Annotated in this window: 18 protein-coding genes; all 18 read left to right on the forward strand. The window is 46.8% G+C overall.

The window, feature by feature from the left end; translation table 11 throughout:
- The first annotated feature begins 89 nt into the window (after positions 1-89).
- The 18 genes from JOD82_RS27310 to JOD82_RS27395 all read left to right on the forward strand — a co-directional run bounded on the left by JOD82_RS27310 (position 90) and on the right by JOD82_RS27395 (position 18576).
- The gene (locus JOD82_RS27310) at positions 90-1712 is read left to right on the forward strand and encodes an anthranilate synthase component I family protein (RefSeq protein WP_209950321.1); all 1623 of its coding nucleotides are present in this window, start codon (positions 90-92) and stop codon (positions 1710-1712) included.
- Between the two features lie 5 nt (positions 1713-1717).
- A complete protein-coding gene (pabA, locus tag JOD82_RS27315) occupies positions 1718-2293 on the forward strand; it encodes an aminodeoxychorismate/anthranilate synthase component II (RefSeq protein ID WP_013308153.1) in 576 nt (191 codons plus the stop codon).
- Positions 2294-2296: 3 nt separating this feature from the next.
- Positions 2297-3193, forward strand: a complete 897-nt coding sequence (locus tag JOD82_RS27320) for an aminotransferase class IV (protein WP_209950322.1) — start codon at positions 2297-2299, stop codon at positions 3191-3193.
- Positions 3190-4056 carry a dihydropteroate synthase gene (folP, locus tag JOD82_RS27325; RefSeq protein WP_029514634.1) on the forward strand — a complete coding sequence of 289 codons (867 nt, stop codon included), beginning with the start codon at positions 3190-3192 and terminating at the stop codon, positions 4054-4056. Before JOD82_RS27320 ends, folP begins: the two co-directional genes overlap by 4 nt.
- A gap of 449 nt (positions 4057-4505) precedes the next feature.
- On the forward strand, positions 4506-4868 hold the full coding sequence (gene folB, locus JOD82_RS27330; RefSeq protein ID WP_013368705.1) for a dihydroneopterin aldolase: 363 nt from the start codon (positions 4506-4508) through the stop codon (positions 4866-4868).
- A gap of 9 nt (positions 4869-4877) precedes the next feature.
- Positions 4878-5426, forward strand: a complete 549-nt coding sequence (folK, locus tag JOD82_RS27335) for a 2-amino-4-hydroxy-6-hydroxymethyldihydropteridine diphosphokinase (protein WP_029514636.1) — start codon at positions 4878-4880, stop codon at positions 5424-5426.
- A complete protein-coding gene (locus JOD82_RS27340) occupies positions 5378-5578 on the forward strand; it encodes a helix-turn-helix domain-containing protein (RefSeq protein ID WP_185156379.1) in 201 nt (66 codons plus the stop codon). The genes folK and JOD82_RS27340 overlap by 49 nt, the downstream gene beginning before the upstream one ends.
- A gap of 44 nt (positions 5579-5622) precedes the next feature.
- Complete coding sequence (dusB, locus tag JOD82_RS27345; protein ID WP_209950323.1) at positions 5623-6651, forward strand: tRNA dihydrouridine synthase DusB; 1029 nt, start codon at positions 5623-5625, stop codon at positions 6649-6651.
- Positions 6652-6865: 214 nt separating this feature from the next.
- Positions 6866-7342, forward strand: a complete 477-nt coding sequence (gene greA / locus JOD82_RS27350; RefSeq protein WP_013308160.1) for a transcription elongation factor GreA — start codon at positions 6866-6868, stop codon at positions 7340-7342.
- Positions 7343-7452: 110 nt separating this feature from the next.
- The gene (gene lysS / locus JOD82_RS27355; RefSeq protein WP_029514639.1) at positions 7453-8979 is read left to right on the forward strand and encodes a lysine--tRNA ligase; all 1527 of its coding nucleotides are present in this window, start codon (positions 7453-7455) and stop codon (positions 8977-8979) included.
- Between the two features lie 85 nt (positions 8980-9064).
- Positions 9065-10402 carry a TrkH family potassium uptake protein gene (locus tag JOD82_RS27360; RefSeq protein WP_209950324.1) on the forward strand — a complete coding sequence of 446 codons (1338 nt, stop codon included), beginning with the start codon at positions 9065-9067 and terminating at the stop codon, positions 10400-10402.
- 293 nt (positions 10403-10695) lie between these two features.
- On the forward strand, positions 10696-11229 hold the full coding sequence (locus JOD82_RS27365; RefSeq protein WP_069011240.1) for a hypothetical protein: 534 nt from the start codon (positions 10696-10698) through the stop codon (positions 11227-11229).
- A 461-nt stretch (positions 11230-11690) separates the two neighbouring features.
- Complete coding sequence (gene fabI / locus JOD82_RS27370) at positions 11691-12461, forward strand: enoyl-ACP reductase FabI (protein WP_029514642.1); 771 nt, start codon at positions 11691-11693, stop codon at positions 12459-12461.
- 12 nt (positions 12462-12473) lie between these two features.
- Entirely contained in the window at positions 12474-13934 is a 1461-nt protein-coding gene (locus tag JOD82_RS27375; RefSeq protein ID WP_069011241.1) for a class I adenylate-forming enzyme family protein, read from the forward strand.
- Between the two features lie 44 nt (positions 13935-13978).
- Positions 13979-15202, forward strand: a complete 1224-nt coding sequence (locus JOD82_RS27380; RefSeq protein ID WP_069011242.1) for an aldehyde dehydrogenase family protein — start codon at positions 13979-13981, stop codon at positions 15200-15202.
- Positions 15199-16899, forward strand: a complete 1701-nt coding sequence (locus tag JOD82_RS27385; protein WP_069011243.1) for a thiamine pyrophosphate-binding protein — start codon at positions 15199-15201, stop codon at positions 16897-16899. Before JOD82_RS27380 ends, JOD82_RS27385 begins: the two co-directional genes overlap by 4 nt.
- A 23-nt stretch (positions 16900-16922) precedes the next feature.
- Entirely contained in the window at positions 16923-18164 is a 1242-nt protein-coding gene (fabF, locus tag JOD82_RS27390) for a beta-ketoacyl-ACP synthase II (RefSeq protein ID WP_165150700.1), read from the forward strand.
- A 19-nt stretch (positions 18165-18183) separates the two neighbouring features.
- A complete protein-coding gene (locus JOD82_RS27395; protein ID WP_029514647.1) occupies positions 18184-18576 on the forward strand; it encodes a 3-hydroxyacyl-ACP dehydratase FabZ family protein in 393 nt (130 codons plus the stop codon).
- Positions 18577-18624: the final 48 nt, after the last annotated feature.

An 18624-nucleotide genomic window follows, 5' to 3' on the forward strand; every position in this document is an offset into this window, starting at 1 on the left:
CTCATTTCCCTGTTGCAGGGGAGTGGGGGTTTCTTTTTAAGGAGAGAATGTAGACTTATTGAAAAGTTGGGAAGGGGAAGCACACACGGATGAAATCGACAGCTAGAGTGACGGAGGCGCAGTGGCAGGTTTGGCAGGAGGAAGGCTGGAGCATACTTCCCTATATCGCCGAGTACCCATTACCCGTGGGAGGGCTACCGTCATCGTGGCGGAAGGCTTGGGAGGATTCGTCGCCATATGCCTTTTTGCTGGAGAGCGCTAAAGGTGGGAGGTACACCTATCTGGCCTTAAATCCGGTTGCTGTATTGGAAGGCAAGGGAGAACATGCAGTTTGGACTGATTTGCAAAGTGGGAAGCATGGAGATATGCATGGTCAACCTTTGAAAGTCATGAACAACTGGATCGCTCCTTACCGTGCACCGCGTGTACCTGGCATGCCCTTTTTCTCTGGAGGATTTGCGGGTTATCTTGGATACGATGTAGCTCGCTCGTTGGAGCGTTTGCCATCTCAAGCTGCAGACGATACGGGCATACCTGATTATGTATGGATGAGGGTGAATGAGCTGTGGATTTATGATCACGAAAAATCCTGCATATATTGCGCTGTTCATATGCCCAATCCTGCCCGCTCCGGTGAATTCATTAGCCAGACTGATTTGGCTAATGAGCTTATGGTGGATGAGACCATATCGATACTTGGCAAACTTTATGCGGAAGCGGTCCAACGTGCAGGACGCATGCTGACTCAGTGGAAGAACATCATACATGCGGGAGAGACTGATCCAGCTCATCCTCGCCGTTGTGCTCGGCTGTCCGAAAAAGGATTAGAGGCTGCTCATCAAGAATCTGAAGGATGGGCAGCGGCATTCAACCAACAAGATTTTGAACATGCCGTGAAACGTGTGCAGGAATATATTGCCCAAGGGGATGTATTTCAGGTTAACTTGTCGATTCGTCAGCAACGTACGCTTGCAGCCCTTCCTGAGAATATATATGAATGGCTTCGTCTGCTGAATCCATCCCCTTATATGGGTATGCTGCGTATGCCAGATTTACGGATCGTCAGTGGATCGCCAGAATTGTTGGTGAAGCTGGAGGATGGACGTGTGAGCGCCCGACCTATTGCAGGTACGAGAAGAAGGGGGCTAACACCGGATGAAGATGCCGCTATGGCAGCAGAGCTTCTATCAAGCGAAAAAGAACGCGCCGAGCATATTATGCTCGTCGATCTGGAGCGTAACGATATCGGACGGATTGCCGAATACGGATCGGTGCATGTACCTGAACTGCTGACTGTCGAGTATTATTCGCACGTTATGCATTTGGTTTCTCAGGTGGAGGGGAAGTTAGCCTCAGGTCGTACAGCTATAGATGTAATTGCGGCTACCTTTCCAGGCGGAACCATTACCGGGGCACCCAAGGTGCGCACGATGGAAATCATCGAAGAATTAGAGCCTGTCCGGCGGGGGCCTTATACTGGGTCCCTTGGATGGATTGACTATAACGGTAATATGGAATTAAATATTATAATAAGAACACTAGCTGTTAAAGGCAGCACTGCCTATTTACAGACAGGTGCGGGGATCGTCATTGATTCAGACCCGTACAGGGAATATCGGGAATGTCGGAACAAGGCCAGAGCTGTCATGAAGGCGGTACAATGTGGTGAAGAAGAAGCCGCTTTGAGCAGAAGCGGTATCACAGGAGGGTGAGTCGTATGATTTTGGTGATTGATAATTATGATTCGTTTACGTACAATCTTGTTCAGTATTTGGGTGAACTTGGCGAAGAAGTAACCGTAAAACGGAACGATGAGATTGATGTGAAAGGCATAGAAGAGCTGGCACCAGAGCATATTTTGATCTCGCCGGGTCCATGCACGCCGAATGAGGCGGGGATATCACTGGATGTGATCAGCCATTTTAAAGGTCGCATTCCGATTTTTGGCGTTTGCCTCGGCCATCAGGCCATCGGACAGGCTTTTGGCGGTAAGGTTATCCGGGCTGAACGACTCATGCACGGTAAAACCTCACCGATTCTTCATCACAATACGTCAGTATTTGAAGGCTTGCCTTCTCCGTTCACAGCAACCCGGTATCACTCATTGCTGGTAGAGCGCGAGAGTCTGCCTGAGTGTCTAGAGATTACCGCTGAAACCGCAGAAGGTGAAATTATGGGTTTGCGGCATAAAGAATTTGCCGTAGAAGGAGTTCAGTTCCATCCAGAATCCATTATTACGGATTACGGGCATCAGCTGTTACGCAATTTCCTAAAACGCAAGGTAGGCGTTTGATTCATGAAATATATCGGAGTCAACGGCGTCCTCACGGAAGCCGCAAAAGCCGTGGTTCACGTAAGTGATCACGGCTTTTTATACGGAATGGGTTTGTTTGAAACATTCCGCACCTACAAGGGTGCCCCATTCTTGCTGGATCGGCATCTGCATCGACTACAGGAAGGCTGCCGAATGCTTGGCATTCCTTTTCAACCTGATGAGGAGCAGCTTACGAAACACATTCAGCATCTGATGGTGGCGAATGGACTGGATGAAGCCTATATCCGCTACACCGTATCAGCGGGTGAAGAGGCGCTAGGATTGCCGACGGGTGACTATACGCGCCCCAACCATATTTTGTTTGCCAAACCGTTGCCCTCTACCAATACACAAACCGGGCAATCCACTTCCCCATCGGCGCTTCAGTTGTTGCGAACCCCCAGAAACACTCCAGAGGGTGAGGTTCGCTTAAAGTCGCTCCATTATATGAATAACATTCTTGCGAAGCGGGAACTTCAGCAGTATGCCGAGGCTGTCCGTTATAAGGCTGAAGGAATGATGCTTACGGCGGATGGTTTTCTGGCAGAGGGAATGGTCAGCAATTTGTTTTTTGTGCGGAATAATACGCTGTATACCCCTGACTTGTCTACAGGGATTCTGCCAGGCATTACACGTGAATTCATTTTGGAGCTGGCGCATCTGCGAGACATTCCTTGTGAGCAAGGCTTGTACCGCTGGGACGAGCTGAAACAGGCTGATGAAATTTTTATGACCAACTCTATACAAGAAATACGGCCCGTGGATTTGTTGTTGGAGCCGGGAGGAGCAACCAACCATGTATCGGTTCTCTTGACGCACCCCAAGTCCATAACAGCTTTGCTGTTGCACGATTATAGACAGAAAGCAGGGATCAAGTGAACATACCGACCCTTTATCAACGTAGTTACCGAATGGGGGATGCCGAGCTTACACTCGGACATTCCACACAGATCATGGGTATACTGAATGTGACCCCGGATTCATTTTCCGATGGAGGATTACATTATAACCCGGAGATTGCTGTTTTACATGCATTGAAGCTGGTGGAAGATGGAGCTGATATCATTGACATTGGCGGGGAGTCTACCCGTCCCGGTCATGATCCAGTAGGTGTGGAAGAGGAGCTGGCTCGGGTCATTCCGGTCGTCCAGGCCATCCATCGTATCGCACCGCACATTCCATTATCTGTAGATACTTACAAAGCTGAAGTAGCCAGAAAGGCACTCGAAGCTGGCGCACATATCATTAATGATGTGTGGGGGTTTAAGGCAGACCCTGATATGGCACGTGTAGCTTCGGAATTCGATTGCCCGGTCATTTTGATGCATAATCGTCATGACCATAACTATAGTGATTTGGTTTCTGATATGCTGTCCGATTTAAAAGAGAGTATCCGATTAGCGCTGGATGCGGGGGTACGTGAGGAACAGATCATTTTAGACCCAGGTATCGGTTTTGCCAAGGATTACGATGAAAATATTCATGCCATGACTTCTCTCGATAGATTGGGTCAGCTGGGCTTTCCGCTGTTATTGGCTACGTCGCGCAAAAGATTTATTCGTACAGCACTGGATTTGCCTGTGAATGATGTGGTGGAGGGCACGGCGGCTACTGTTGCTTTTGGCATTGCTCAAGGGTGCCAGATTGTGCGTGTACACGATGTGGCGCAAATCAAGCGCACCGTACGTATGTGTGATGCGATGGTGTACGGGTCTAAAAATGCACTGAGTTATGGTGGTTAGGAGACGCTTCATGAATGATTTGATCCTGTGATCGCTGTTGCAACGGGATTCTTTTGAATTGGTAAAACATATGACTGTAGGAATCCCGTTGAGTATATGCTTACGATGTAGCTTTTCCTTGAAAAGCTTTGGAGGCGAGCGCTACGCTTCTCCGGATTCAAATCCTTCATTCCGCTACAACGCACCATAAAGTCACTGTATTTTTTAGAGAGAAATTAATGTAAGAAGAACGGAAAAAATAGTAGAACGAAAACGAAGTGGACGGAATGGTGCTGTACAAGCGAAGCGGTCGCCTTTGTGCCAGGATTCCAACCATTTTATCCTAATATAAGGAAATCTGGGCACAACAGCGATGGGAAGTACCATCCGACCGCGTAGTGGTGCCGCGTGTACACCTTTAGTTGAGCTTATTTAGAAAAATCTAATAAATAACAGGGGGCCTACCCACAATGGATAAAATGAAATTGCATCGTATGGAGTATTACGGATATCATGGCGTTTTTCCAGAGGAACGTAAGCTGGGACAACGTTACTATATTGATTTGGAACTGGAGCTTGATCTGCGTGAAGCGGGTGAGCAGGATGCTTTGGACAAAACGGTTAATTACGCCGAGGTGCATTACACCGTTAAAGATATTGTAGAAAAGGAGTCTTACCAATTGATTGAAGCTTTGGGCGAACGTATTGCATCTTCCCTACTGGACACTTATACTAGTGTCAATGCACTGACTGTCAAAGTCACGAAGCCGCATCCGCCATTTGATATTCATTTTCAAGGCGTGACGGTTGAGCTTTATCGCGCAAGAAAGTAGGAAAGATACATGAATGCACATTCGACCTCTGAGGCATCAGAGGCTTATATTGCTTTAGGGGCTAATTTGGGGGAGCGCGAGCATACCCTGTATGAAGCCATTACGGCGCTGGACGAACATCCGGGTATCCGGGTAATACGGTGCTCCAGCCTGTACGAAACAGAGCCTGTTGGGTATCTGGATCAACCTTCTTTTTTGAACATGACGGTAGCCCTATCTACAACACTTGCTCCAGAGGAGCTTCTGGTATATATGCTGGAGGTGGAGAGTCGTCTGGGGAGAGTAAGACATATTCCTAATGGTCCACGAACCATTGATCTGGACTTGTTATGGATGGGAGCGGCACAACTGGCTACACCGGATTTGGAGCTTCCTCACCCTCGCATGTTGGAGCGTGCTTTTGTACTGGTTCCCTTGGCTGACATCGTTCCGAACCAAGATCCGTCCGGTCTGTACAGTATCGTGCATACTGCATTGAATTCTGTGGATGGAAAGGACGGCATACAGCTTTGGAAAACATGCAGCTGGCGCAACGACTCCGCGCCTTTCGGAAACTAAAAGGGTTCACACAGCAGGAGTTGGCAGAGCGTACCGGTATATCTTTGACTGTATTAGGTGCTGTGGAGCGAGGCAATCGTACAATAGACTTAGACATGCTGAACATTATCGCCCAAACGCTAGAAATTGAAGTCCGGGAACTGACAGAATGACGATAAATAATGATACAAAAGAAAGAATAAAGGGGTGAACAGATATGTTGAAAATCGGCGGTATTGAAATGAAAAACCAAGTCGTTCTGGCTCCGATGGCAGGCGTGTGCAACCCTGCTTTTCGCCTGATCGCCAAGGAATTCGGTACAGGCTTGGTATGTGCAGAGATGGTTAGTGATAAGGCGATCATTCACGGCAACAAGCGTACACGTGAGATGCTGTTTGTAGATGAGCGCGAGAAGCCGCTTAGCTTGCAAATTTTCGGAGGCGACCGTGAAACTCTGGTGGAAGCAGCGAAGGTCGTAGATCAGGAAACGAATGCAGATATTATTGATATCAATATGGGTTGCCCGGTTCCCAAAGTGACCAAATGTGATGCAGGTGCTCGTTGGCTGCTCGATCCAAACAAGATTTATGAAATGGTATCGGCGGTAGTGGAATCAGTAAACAAGCCGGTTACTGTGAAAATGCGTATTGGTTGGGATAGTGAGCATATTTATGCCGTAGAGAACGCTCGCGCTGTTGAACGTGCCGGAGGACAGGCCGTTAGCGTACATGGCCGTACACGGGAGCAACTGTATACGGGACTTGCGAATTGGGATATTATAAAAGAAGTTAAAGAAGCAGTTTCCATTCCTGTAATTGGAAATGGCGATGTGGCATCACCGGAAGATGCTCGCCGTATGCTGGATTTGACCAATTGTGATGGCGTTATGATCGGACGCGGTGCTCTGGGAAATCCGTGGATGCTTTACCGTACGATTGAGTACTTGCAATCAGGTGAGCTGTTGCCCGATCCTTCACCGGAAGAAAAAATTCGTATTGCCATTCTGCATATGGATCGTCTGGTTGCTTTGAAGGGTGAAGCAGTAGCTGTTCGTGAAATGCGCAAGCATCTGGCTTGGTACCTCAAGGGGCTTAAAGGTTCAGCACGTATTAAGGATGTCATTATGGAAGAAACAAAGCGCGACGATATGGTACGTATTTTGGATCAATTTGTATCTCAATTGCACATGGTAGAAAACGATGAGCCTTTTACAAGTGCTGCATCTCCTGCTGCTGTTGCGCAATAAGGAAGATGTTCCTGCCTGTGCGCGCGATTGACTTTTCCAATTGCTTGCCCTATAATCGTTCAGTATAAAATCTTGATGTATGCTACAAATTGTGTGCAGCTCTCAAGACAACAGCAGGAAATGTTCTCATTCCCTCAGAGTGGCATATTATGTTTTGAAAGCGTGCATTCCGATGCACTTTTAAACTTTTCCCATGACAGGAGAATCGGTTAAGATGAGCGATAAAGAAGTCATTCTGACACAGGAAGGTCTTAGAAAGCTCGAAGATGAGCTTGAGAACTTAAAGTCTGTCAAACGCCGCGAAGTGGCTGAACGGATTAAGGTAGCCATCGGATACGGAGATATTAGTGAAAACTCCGAATATGAGGATGCGAAGAATGAGCAGGCCTTTATTGAAGGCCGTGTAATTACGTTGGAAAAGATGCTACGCAATGCCCGCATTATCAATAGTGATGAAATTGACACCGATGTTGTGGGAGTAGGCGCAACTGTGACTGTTGAAGATTTGGAATTCGGAGATATTACAGAGTATGCTATCGTAGGTTCTGCCGAATCTGACCCGCTACAGAACAAGATTTCGAATGAAAGTCCGGTTGGCAAGGCAATTCTCGGTAAGAAAAAGGGAACTGTTGTGGATGTCACCGTTCCAGCAGGCGTTATTCAATATAAAATCGTGGATATCAAGAAATAAGACACGGACTTTGGAATTTAATGTAAAAGCTTCCTTGTGGAAGCTTTTTTTCTCTACACCCGGACGGACCCCGGCCCGTCTATTCATATTGAAGGAGCTGATTTAGCACCATGTCGGATGAAACTACTAACCAGGAAACACAAGAAAACCGCGAGGAATTAAGTGAATTATTGCAAATTCGTCGTGCCAAATTGGACGAGCTTCGCTCATTGGGCATTGATCCTTTTGGACGCAAATACATACGCACAGCTGAAGCGGGCGTACTACTGAGCAAGTATGACAGTTTGACTAAGGAAGAACTGGAAGAAAAGAATATTGAAGTTAGCATAGCAGGCCGTATTATGGCTAAACGTGTTATGGGAAAAGCCAGCTTTGCTCATATACAGGATCTTAGCGGACGTATTCAAATTTATGTTCGTCAAGATACGGTTCCTGAATCCAAATATAAAGCATTTGGTATTTTGGATCTGGGCGATATTGTTGGTGTTAAGGGTGTGCTCTTTAAGACCAAAACAGGTGAAACAACGATCAAAGTGCTCGATATTGAGGTCTTGTCCAAATCCTTGTATCCATTACCAGAGAAATATCATGGTCTGAAGGATGTTGAATTGCGTTACCGTCAGCGCTATGTCGATCTGGTTATGAACCCTGAAGTACAAAAAACGTTCATTACACGGTCCCGTATTATTCAATCCATGCGTCGTTATCTCGATTCGCTCGGCTATTTGGAAGTTGAAACCCCAACATTACATTCCATTGCTGGCGGAGCGGCAGCGAAGCCATTTGTTACGCACCATAATGCATTGGACATGCAGCTTTATATGCGTATTGCTATTGAACTCCATTTGAAACGACTAATTGTCGGCGGAATGGAGAAAGTATATGAGATCGGTCGTGTTTACCGTAATGAAGGTATTTCGACCCGCCATAACCCTGAGTTTACGATGATTGAGCTGTATGAAGCGTATGCTGATTATAAAGATATCATGCAATTGACGGAAAACATGGTTGCACATATTGCGCAAGAAGTACTGGGCACACAGCACATTCAATATCAAGGCCAGGAAGTGGATCTGACGCCGCAATGGCGCAGAGTCTCCATGGTTGATGCTGTTAAAGAAGTAACAGGCGTAGACTTTAGCGTGCAGATGAGTAATGAAGAAGCTCATCGCCTTGCGAAAGAGCATAAAGTTCCGGTTGAACCGCACATGACCTTTGGCCATATCCTGAATGCATTCTTTGAGCAGTTCGTAGAAGAAACGCTCATTCAGCCAACCTTTATTACGGGACATCCGGTTGAAATCTCGCCGTTGGCCAAGAAAAACGAACAAGATCCGCGGTTTACGGATCGCTTTGAGCTGTTCGTGGTCGCTCGTGAGCATGCGAATGCGTTCACTGAGCTGAATGATCCAATCGACCAGCGCCAACGTTTTGAAGCTCAATTGCTGGAACGTGAGCACGGTAACGATGAGGCTCATGAAATGGATGATGACTTTATCCGCGCCTTGGAATACGGTATGCCGCCAACAGGCGGATTGGGCATCGGCATCGATCGTTTGGTCATGTTGCTGACAGATGCGCCTTCCATTCGCGATGTGCTGCTTTTCCCGCATATGCGTAACCGTACAGTAGAATAACATAACATTATGAATATAGAGGATCAGCCGGGTTTCCCGTGTCTTGTTCCTCTTTTTCATAAGAACGGATGGAGAGAATACTCTAATGAAACGCAGCGTCAAGCTTAGTCGGTTCGCATCGCCTCCTTTTATATTGGTCATTGGATATTTATTGATTATTGCATTGGGTACTTTGCTACTGATGCTTCCTGTTGCCAATCATAGTGGTCATGCTCCGCATTGGATTGATTCGCTTTTTACGTCCGTCTCAGCCGCTTGTGTCACAGGACTGGTCGTCGTTGACGTCGATTCAACGTATACGATGTTTGGCGAAACCGTCATTTTGGTGCTGATGCAGCTAGGCGGGCTGGGGTTTATGACCTTAGCGACCTTGTTTGCGCTGTTATTGGGGCGGCGATTATCGCTGAAGGATCGGTTGCTGCTTAAGGAGGCTATTAATGCCGATAGCATGGAAGGGATCGTGCGTATTATTCGCAAGGTGCTGATCTTTTCTTTTACCATTGAGGCGATAGCTGCCGTTGTCTTGGCTTTGCGGTGGATGCGAGAGATGCCTGTCGGACAAGCGATCTATTATGGAATATTCCATTCCGTATCCCTCTTTAATAACGGGGGATTCGATCTGTTCGGGACTAGCTTCCAACAGTACGCTGGAGATTTTGTTTTCAATATGATTGCATCTGTGCTCGTTATATCAGGAGGCTTGGGTTTCCTTGTACTTAGCGATTTGTTCGATTTTCGCCGTACCCGGAGACTATCTCTACACTCCAAAATGGTGCTAAGCGTGTCGGGAGCGCTCATTGTGATTGGTGCGCTGGTTTTATTTATTTTTGAGTTTACCAATGCACGAACCTTGGGTGCGCTGAACTGGGAAGGCAAAGTATATGGAGCTGTCTTTCAATCGGTCTCCACGAGATCATCAGGTACGAGCACAGTCGATATCAGCGGGTTAAGGCAGGCAAGTCAGTTTTTTATTATGTTGCTGATGATTATCGGTGCTTCTCCGGGCTCCACGGGAGGAGGAATCAAAACGACTACGTTTCTGCTTATGGTAGGTGCGCTAATCGCCGTCATGCGAGGACAGAAGGAAATTGTATTTTTCCGTCATAGGGTCCCCAAAGATATCATGATGCGGGCGCTGACCATTATTGTACTAGCCCTATTTATATTCTCGATTGTGGTTATACTGCTCTTAATGACAGAGGATGCCCCATTTCTCTCCCTGGCATTTGAGGCTGCTTCCGCAATTGGAACGGTAGGGTTGTCCGTAGGAGTGACGCCAGGGTTGTCTGACGCAGGCAAGCTGATTATTTGTGTGACTATGTTTATTGGTCGAATTGGTCCTCTTACGATTGCCTATGCCATTCGTCCACGCTCAACCAAGACATTGTACCGTCGTCCCGAAGGGCATATTGTAATTGGATAGTGTATCGGTGAAAAAAGATGTACCCGTGCTGATTAGCATAGGTACATCTTTTTTCATTTCAGATCATCATAATTCTTTATGGGTAGCATATCATGAAAAATGCCCATTTTGAGAACAAGACGAAATAGTTTGAACAGATACTGTTTTTTGCAGAAAAAACGGCTATTTGTTTCCTTTTATGTAATTATAGACAAAATACTAGGAATATTATGTATAATATTGTATGATAGTGGGCATGAAAGGGGGATAGTTGAGGTGAATACCAATTTCTAATTTGAAAGGAATCATCTATTATGTATTTATTTATTATTAGTGCCGAAGTTTTATTTTGGGTTTTTGTTGTTGCAGGCTTGATCGCAAGGTATATGTTTGGCTTGAAGAAGTTAGGCGGCCTTCTTTTACTATTTACCCCCATTATTGATATCCTGCTACTAATTGCGGTGTTTATCACGGTGAAAAGTGGCATGGAGATTACGACTGCTACTGGCTTGGCGGCCTGTTATTTTGGTATTACAGTAGCATTTGGTCATAGGTTAATTAAGTGGGCGGATGTACGGTTCTCCCATTGGTTTGGTAAGGGACCCAAGCCTGAACGCAAGTATGGTGCTGCTCATGCAAAAGAGGAACGGATAGGTTGGTTGCTTCACCTTTTGGGTTGGGCTATAGGTAATGCTTTGTTGCTCGCCATCATTGTGTATGTTGATGATCCTCAGCGTACGGTGTCTTTGGAGGGCATTATGCAAACATGGGCGATCGTTCTGGTAATCGACTTTGTTGTCTCCTTTAGCTATACTTTAGCTCCCAAAAAACAAAAGCGTAGTCTATAAAGGTTAAGGTTTTACACTTAGATGATATCTGGCTGGTCACTCAGGATGTTCAAATCGGGAGAGTCATTGTTGGTGAAAATGAAGTGGTTACTTCCGGTAGTGGGGTGAGTCTGTCATTGGAATGTAAATATTTACAAAAATATGCGGATTTTATGTTTAACTTGCTTTGACAGTCACCTTATTTTCGCCTCGCTACCTTTTTTCACACACATGTATCCCTTTCGATTTGAACACAGACCAACAGAAGCAACACAATTATTTTTTGTGAGATGACAGACAGCATACATGATGTGTTATACAAATTTTAAAATAAATTTTGTGATTTGCCTAAAACGTCGCCTATCTAAGTTTGGCAATTAACGCGATAATATTCCAGGAAAGATTACATATGTCTATAAATGTAGACATACTCAATTAAGTTGTTATTTTGTTTAAAAATGTAAAAAAGAAAGGTGGTTTCTGTGGCAGTACTACTGAGCGGTAAGAACATTTTGATTATGGGCGTGGCTAATAACAGGAGTATTGCTTGGGGGACAGCTCAATCTTTAGCTGCTGAAGGGGCACAACTCATTTTTACTTACGAAAATGAGAGGGTTGCAGAGCGGGTACTAAAGCTTGCTGAAACCATTCCGGGAGCACTGGTCTGTCCTTGCGATGTACAAAGCAATGAAGAGCTTGATGCATTGGCGGATTTTCTAAAAGAAAAAGTAGGCGTGTTGCATGGTTATTTTCACAGTGTCGCCTATGCTAAGGCTGAGGATTTGGATGGCTTGTTCGTTGACACTTCTCGCGAGGGATTCGCCGTTGCACAAGAAATCAGCGCCTATTCCTTGGCTGCTGTATCCCGTCGAGTGTACCCACTGATGACAGAGGGTGGGAGTATCGTCACCATGACGTATATTGGCGCAGAACGAGCGATCAAAAATTACAATGTTATGGGTGTGGCGAAGGCTTCACTGGAAGCCAGCATGCGTTATCTGTCGAATGATCTGGGCACATATGGCATTCGTGTAAATGCGATTTCCGCTGGTCCGATACGGACTTTGGCTGCCTATGGCATTAAGGATTTTAACACAATGCTCAAACATATTGAAGAAACTACGCCCCTACGCAAGACGGTTGATACGTCTGAAGTCGGAGATACGGCGTTATTCCTATTTTCCCATTTATCGAGAGGCATTACGGGTGAAGTTATCCATGTAGATGCTGGATACCATATTACGGGGATGTAAGGAGGGAACGTTGTGCTTATTACGCATACGGATTGCCGGATTATCTCATCTGAAGGAATTATGACCAGGGAGCGTCTGGAGCGAGACGTTACGATCTTCTCCCGGATGTTGACTCTCAGAGGCATTCCCGAAGACGGTAGAGTGATTCTGAAAGCGGCCAATTCTTATTGGTTTGTTGTGTCTCTGTTCTCCCTGTGCAATATCGCTGTTTCGGTGACTGTGGTGGACGAGCAGACTGTGCTCGATGAGGTGGCCCAAATCTATGATGAAGCGGATGCCTGTTGCATCCTTACGGATTCCGATTTAGAACTTCCTCATGCACTCGTTATTCTGATTCAAGATCTGATTCAAGAAGAAACAGTGCACCCGGATTGGGTGGGAGAGCCAAAGCTTGAAGCCCTCGACTTTAACAAGTGGTGCGAGAGGCCAGATGCGCTCATTCTGTATTCTTCAGGTACGACGGGAAAACCCAAGGGAATCGTGAAAGCTGGTTCAGCTTTTATGGAGAACATCAGGCATTCCATACACGCCATGAACTACCTACCGTCTGACCATATGCTCCCCGTTGTGCCTTTCTCTCATTTTTATGGAATCTCACTTATCTTCTCCTGGTGGTTAACCTCATGTTCTCTCATCATCTGCAATCCAAAAAACCTCTGGAGCGTCATTGCAAGTATTACGAAAGACCGGGCGACGGTCGTAGATGCTAACCCCTCTGCTTTTTACACCTTGTTGCGTATGCTAAACCGAAAACCCGAACAACTGGAAATGGTCAAGGAAGCCCCGGTGCGCATGTGGTGCGTAGGCGGTTCTCCACTTACCCAAGACCTTGAAGAGAAATTTAACAACATATTTGGACAGCCCCTGCTGAATGGTTACGGTCTTTCTGAACTGGGCAACGTTACGCTGGGGACGCTAGAGTGTCCGAAGGGTTGTGGACTACCATTACCTGGTGTGGATTTGAAAATACTAGATTCTACAGGCAAACAGCAGACGGACGGTGTCGTAGGCGAAGTGTGGATACGCAGTGCTGGATGCATGGAAGGTTATCTGAATCGTCCAGACCTGACGCAATCCGTTCTACAGGACGGTTGGTTCAAGACGGGGGATCTGGGCTATCTGGATGACGGAATGCTGTATGTCATTGGACGCAGCGGCAAGACGGTCAACCGGATGGGCTATATGGTATCTCCGGTCTATATTGAGGACCGGATTGGTTCTCTAGGTTACCGATCCTGCGTGATCACCTTGGAGGATGAGGCTAAAGGGACATTACTTGTTGCCTTCATCGAAGGCGAATCCTTGCAAGCCTTGTCTGTACTCCGCAAAGAAATAAATCGTGTGCTCCCTTCATACATGTTTCCCGATCTTTTGCTTCCGCTCGACCACTTTCCTTTAAATCGCAATGGAAAAGTGGATCGTTTGGAGATGGAGCGTATTGCCCTGGAAAAAGTTGCTTCTCGCAAAGTATAGCAAGATATTTACCAAAACCGCATATAGGAAAGGGAGAATGTGCCATGAATATAAATCCAGAATTGGCAGAAAACACACTGTTTTTGGAAAGGCATGAATCTATTCTGAAATGCCTCAATTATTTGATTGAAAATCGGCAGGAAGTGATGGATATTCTCACGCAATTTTCATCCTATCGGGCCGCCAATGCAGAAATTGACTCCACGATCCTCACACTTCAAGGTGCTCTGCAAGAAGTGCAGACCTATCAGCCAAGTCGGCAACGATCTATGGCTGTATTCATGCCTTCCAACGTCATTTTATACTCCTATGCATTATACCTTTTGATTCCGTCCCTGTACGTTGAAAATATAGACTTTCGCCCTTCTTCTCACGTAAATGAGTACGTCAACATGCTGCATGAAAAGCTTCAGGCTGTACATGGATTACCCATCTATATTCGTAAAGTTAGCCAGAAGGTGTTCATGGAGAATTCCGTTATGCCAGCTGATATTGTGGTGTTCACCGGAAGCTATACCAATGCAGAGAAGATCAAAAAACAGATTCGAAAAGATCAGCTCTACATTTTTTACGGACAAGGGCTAAATCCTTTCATTATCGGGCCTGATGCAGATCTGGAGCTGGCGGTTACCGATGTAATCCGAATGAGATTGTTCAACTCTGGACAAGACTGCCTAGGTCCCGACATCATTCTGGTACATCAAGATGTGAGTGAGCATTTCAAAGATCTGCTGATTCAACAGCTTGACCAACTCGTGTTTGGAGCCAACAATGATCCGAACGCAAACTATACCCCTATATTCTACAAAGACACGCTATATTCGGTTTCTGAGTATTTTAACACGAACGACAAATTTATTATTTACGGCGGCGGCATTGATTTCCGTACGAAAAAGATGGAGCCAACGGTTGTATATAGTGAATTGGATCAGAATCTGGAGATTATTGAGTATTTTTCGCCAGTCTTCAATGTAGTTAGCTACCAAGACGACGAGCAACTGATCAAGCGTATTTCCTCCAGTTATTTCAGTGAACGTGCAATGGGTTGCAGCTTATACGGATCGGAGCACCTGACTGACGTTCTACGAAAGAAGCACACATTGACCATTAATCAGACGCTTGAGGATGTGGATCAAGGCAATAAGCCTTTTGGTGGCTACGGCACGATGTCGAACTATATTTTTTACGATTTCAAGCTCATTTCGAAGCCGATCTTGATTTCAGAAATTGTCGCAGAATATTTGTCGGAAAAGAGGAGTTTGGTATGACTGCGAGCTTCTTCCCCTGGGATGCCATTATTGGCTACTTAAAATCGGCTGGGGTTCAGCATCTCTTTGGATTACCAAGTGATGATCTCAAAATCGTATCGTCACTCCCCTCATCCGGTATGGATTTTATTTTGTGCAAAGATCAACGTAATGCTGTGTTCATGGCAGCAGGTTATGCGCTCACCACCAACCAGATGTCCGTATGTGTTGTGGGGAAAGGCCCTGCGCTCAGTAATACACTTACAGGGCTGCTGGAAGCCAAGAACCTGGGCGCTCCGCTCCTGCTTCTGGCGCTTGGTACTGGCGGAGACAAGCTGGGTACCCGATCCTTTCAGGAAGCCGATCAAATTTCACTCGTGAAGCCGCTCGTAAAATGGGCTTATCGTGTCGAGCATGTGGATCGGCTTGTATGGGCGATGGAGCGGGCTGCCTTTTTGGCTATCAATGGAGCACCGGGTCCTGTCTATATCGAACTCCCTGAAAACCTGATGGACCAGCCTGTGCCAACAGGGCTTCAGTTTACCCCACCAGAAAAGCTGTCGTGCTCTCCGTCTCGTCGGGAGTTGGATGCGGCTTGGGCGATTATAAAGACGGCGCGCAGGCCGCTCATTCTAGTCGGAGGGGGAATGAAGTCAGGTACAGGTGATGTGATTGAGCGGTTCGCTCACCAACATGGAGCGGCCTTGTTCGCAACTGCCTCGGGACGGGGTGTAGTGGATGAAGAACACGAACTTTTCTGCGGTGTTGCCGGACTCTATACGGATCTCAGTCTAAGACAAATCTGGAAGGAATCTGATGTGGTGATCACACTGGGCAGCCGCTTGGAAGAAACGGCTACGTTCGAGTGGGATATTCTGCTACAGGATACACCTTTGATTCAAGTCAATGTAAATCTGGAGGATTTTGCACACGAATACAGGGGTATCAAAGTGCTTGGTGATGGATATGCAGCAGTGGAGCAATGGCATGATCGGCTAGGGCAGAAGCCTGATGGAGTGTGGCTTGAAACAATCAGGAGCTGTAAAGAGAAGGCTTTTTCTCATAGGGCTATCTATCTGGAGGAATTGCAAAAGGCTCCTGGGATCCACGTTCCTGAGCTGTTGGACATGATTCAGACGGAGTTCCCCGAAAATCTGGTGCTTCTTCAAGAGAATGGATTGCAGGATATGTGGTCCTATTTTTATCCATATTTCCGCTTTGCCCAAGGCTCTCTTTCGATTGTTCCTAGTGATCAAACAAGCCTAGGATTCGGTGCGGCTGCTGCTCTGGGAGCAAGTGTGGCAACGCAACGTCCAGTAGTGGCACTTGTAGGTGACGGTGCGTTCAATCTCTTCTGTTCGGATTTTATGACGGCGGTGGAGTATCAAATACCATTAATCTATGTCGTACTCAATAATGGTGGGTATGGTTGGTTACAGAATCAGATGAATTATAAGCATCTCACAGGGCAGTCCCTCCCGTTTGTTTCTGAGGCGGCCAAGACAGGAATTCAAATTCCCCAGTATGAGTTTGTAGAGAGCCTCGCAATTCGGAGTAAGGGAGAGGCACGGGAACAGCTTCAGCTTGCTTGGCAAAAGTATCAGGAGAACAAGCTTGTGGTCGTCGAGGTATATGCTGATCTTGCGGATGTGCATGAAAAAATCAGCCATGTGTATGGCGACTTTCCTCTCTACGAGCAACAGGCTTCCAAGAATTAATTTCAACGAAGGACGTGGATACAGTGAGAAGACGTGTTGTAGTGACTGGACAGGGAGTCGTAACGCCGGTTGGGCTTAATCTTACGGATTTCTGGAATTCACTGTTGAAAGGAAAAAGCGGAATTGGACCGGTCACTGTTTTCGATACAGCGGACATTCCGACAAAGATCGGTGCACAGGTTACGGGCTTTGACCCATTGCAATATATGAGTAAGAAGGAAGCTAATAAAGTGGCACAGTTCACTCAGTTTGCTTTGGCGGCTGCCCGGCAGGCGGTGGAGCAATCCAAATTAGTGATTGATGAGCGGAATGCAAGTCGCGTGGGGGTTATTGTCGGCTCTGGAGCAGGCGGCCTCGACGTTATAGAGGAGAACTATGGGAAATTAACAAAGCTTGGTCCCAAAAGAGTTTCTCCTTATTTTGTTTCCTCGATGATGATTAATTCAGCACCTGGTGAAATCTCCATTGCTATTGGGGCCAAGGGGCCTTCGTTTGCTGTGGTTACAGCTTGTGCTACAGGAAGCAATGCCATCGGTGAGGCATTACGTACGATCCAGTACGGCACGGCTGATGTCGTGGTTGCCGGTGGAGCAGAAGCCAATTTTAGTCAGCTTGATCTGGCATCATTTGCGAATATTCATGCTCTCTCCAGACGTAATGAAGAGCCGCAGAAGGCTAGTCGTCCGTTTGATGTGGATCGTGATGGATTCGTCATCGGTGGAGGAGCAGGAGTCTTGGTGCTGGAGGAGTTGGAGTATGCTTTGAACCGCGGAGCCACCATTCTGGCCGAAGTTGTGGGTTACGGATGCACAACGGATGCGTATCATATCACGGCTCCAGATCCCTCTGGCTCCGGCCCGGCAGAAGCGATCAACATCGCACTGCAGGATGGCGGCTTAACACCGCAGGAAATCGACTATGTCAATGCCCACGGTACGAGTACGCCATTTAATGATCGTATGGAGATTAATGCTATTCAAAAAGTGTTCGGGGAGCATGCCCCCCTTTTGGCGATATCGTCTATTAAATCCATGACTGGCCATTTAATGGGCGGTGCAGGGGCAGTCGAATTAATTGCGACTGTGCAGAGCATGATTCACAGCAAAATACCACCGACACTCAATTGTGACAATCCGGAAGCTCCTGAATTGAACTTTGTGCCGCATGTATATCAGGAACGCGAGGTCCGCGCAGCGATTAGCAATTCATTTGGTTTCGGAGGGCACAACGTCTGCCTTGCTGTTCGCAAGTGGGAAGGGGAATAAGCCTGTGAGCGAAGAGCTAATCCATATCCCGGATGTGCTTCCTCACCGGTACCCTTTTCTTCTGTTGGATGGCGTGACCGGGTACGAAACGTCGCAGTGGGCGAAGGGATACAAGCTTGTCACCTGGAGTGAGTGGTTCATTACAGACAGTAATCCATACATGCCTCCTATGTTGATTGTGGAGTCGCTTGCACAATTGGCGGCATTCGTGGCGGTTGATAAAAAAGGGATTTCATACCTGACCAATCTCAATGGGATTCGGTTCCATAGCTTGGCGAAGCCTGGGGACCGAATTGATCTCTATTTTGAAGTGATCAAGCGTCGGCGGGGCTATATTCTCGGAAGCGGTCGGGCTTCCGTAGGGGATCGATTGGTGGTTGAGGCGGAAGAAATTGTTTCACTGGATCAATGACGGGGTGGAAGCGTACGTTAAACTGTCCTTTTGTCCTCCTGACTGCCA

Origin of the sequence: Paenibacillus sp. 1182, assembly GCF_017833915.1 — a bacterium.
GTDB classification, from domain to species: domain Bacteria; phylum Bacillota; class Bacilli; order Paenibacillales; family Paenibacillaceae; genus Paenibacillus; species Paenibacillus polymyxa_D.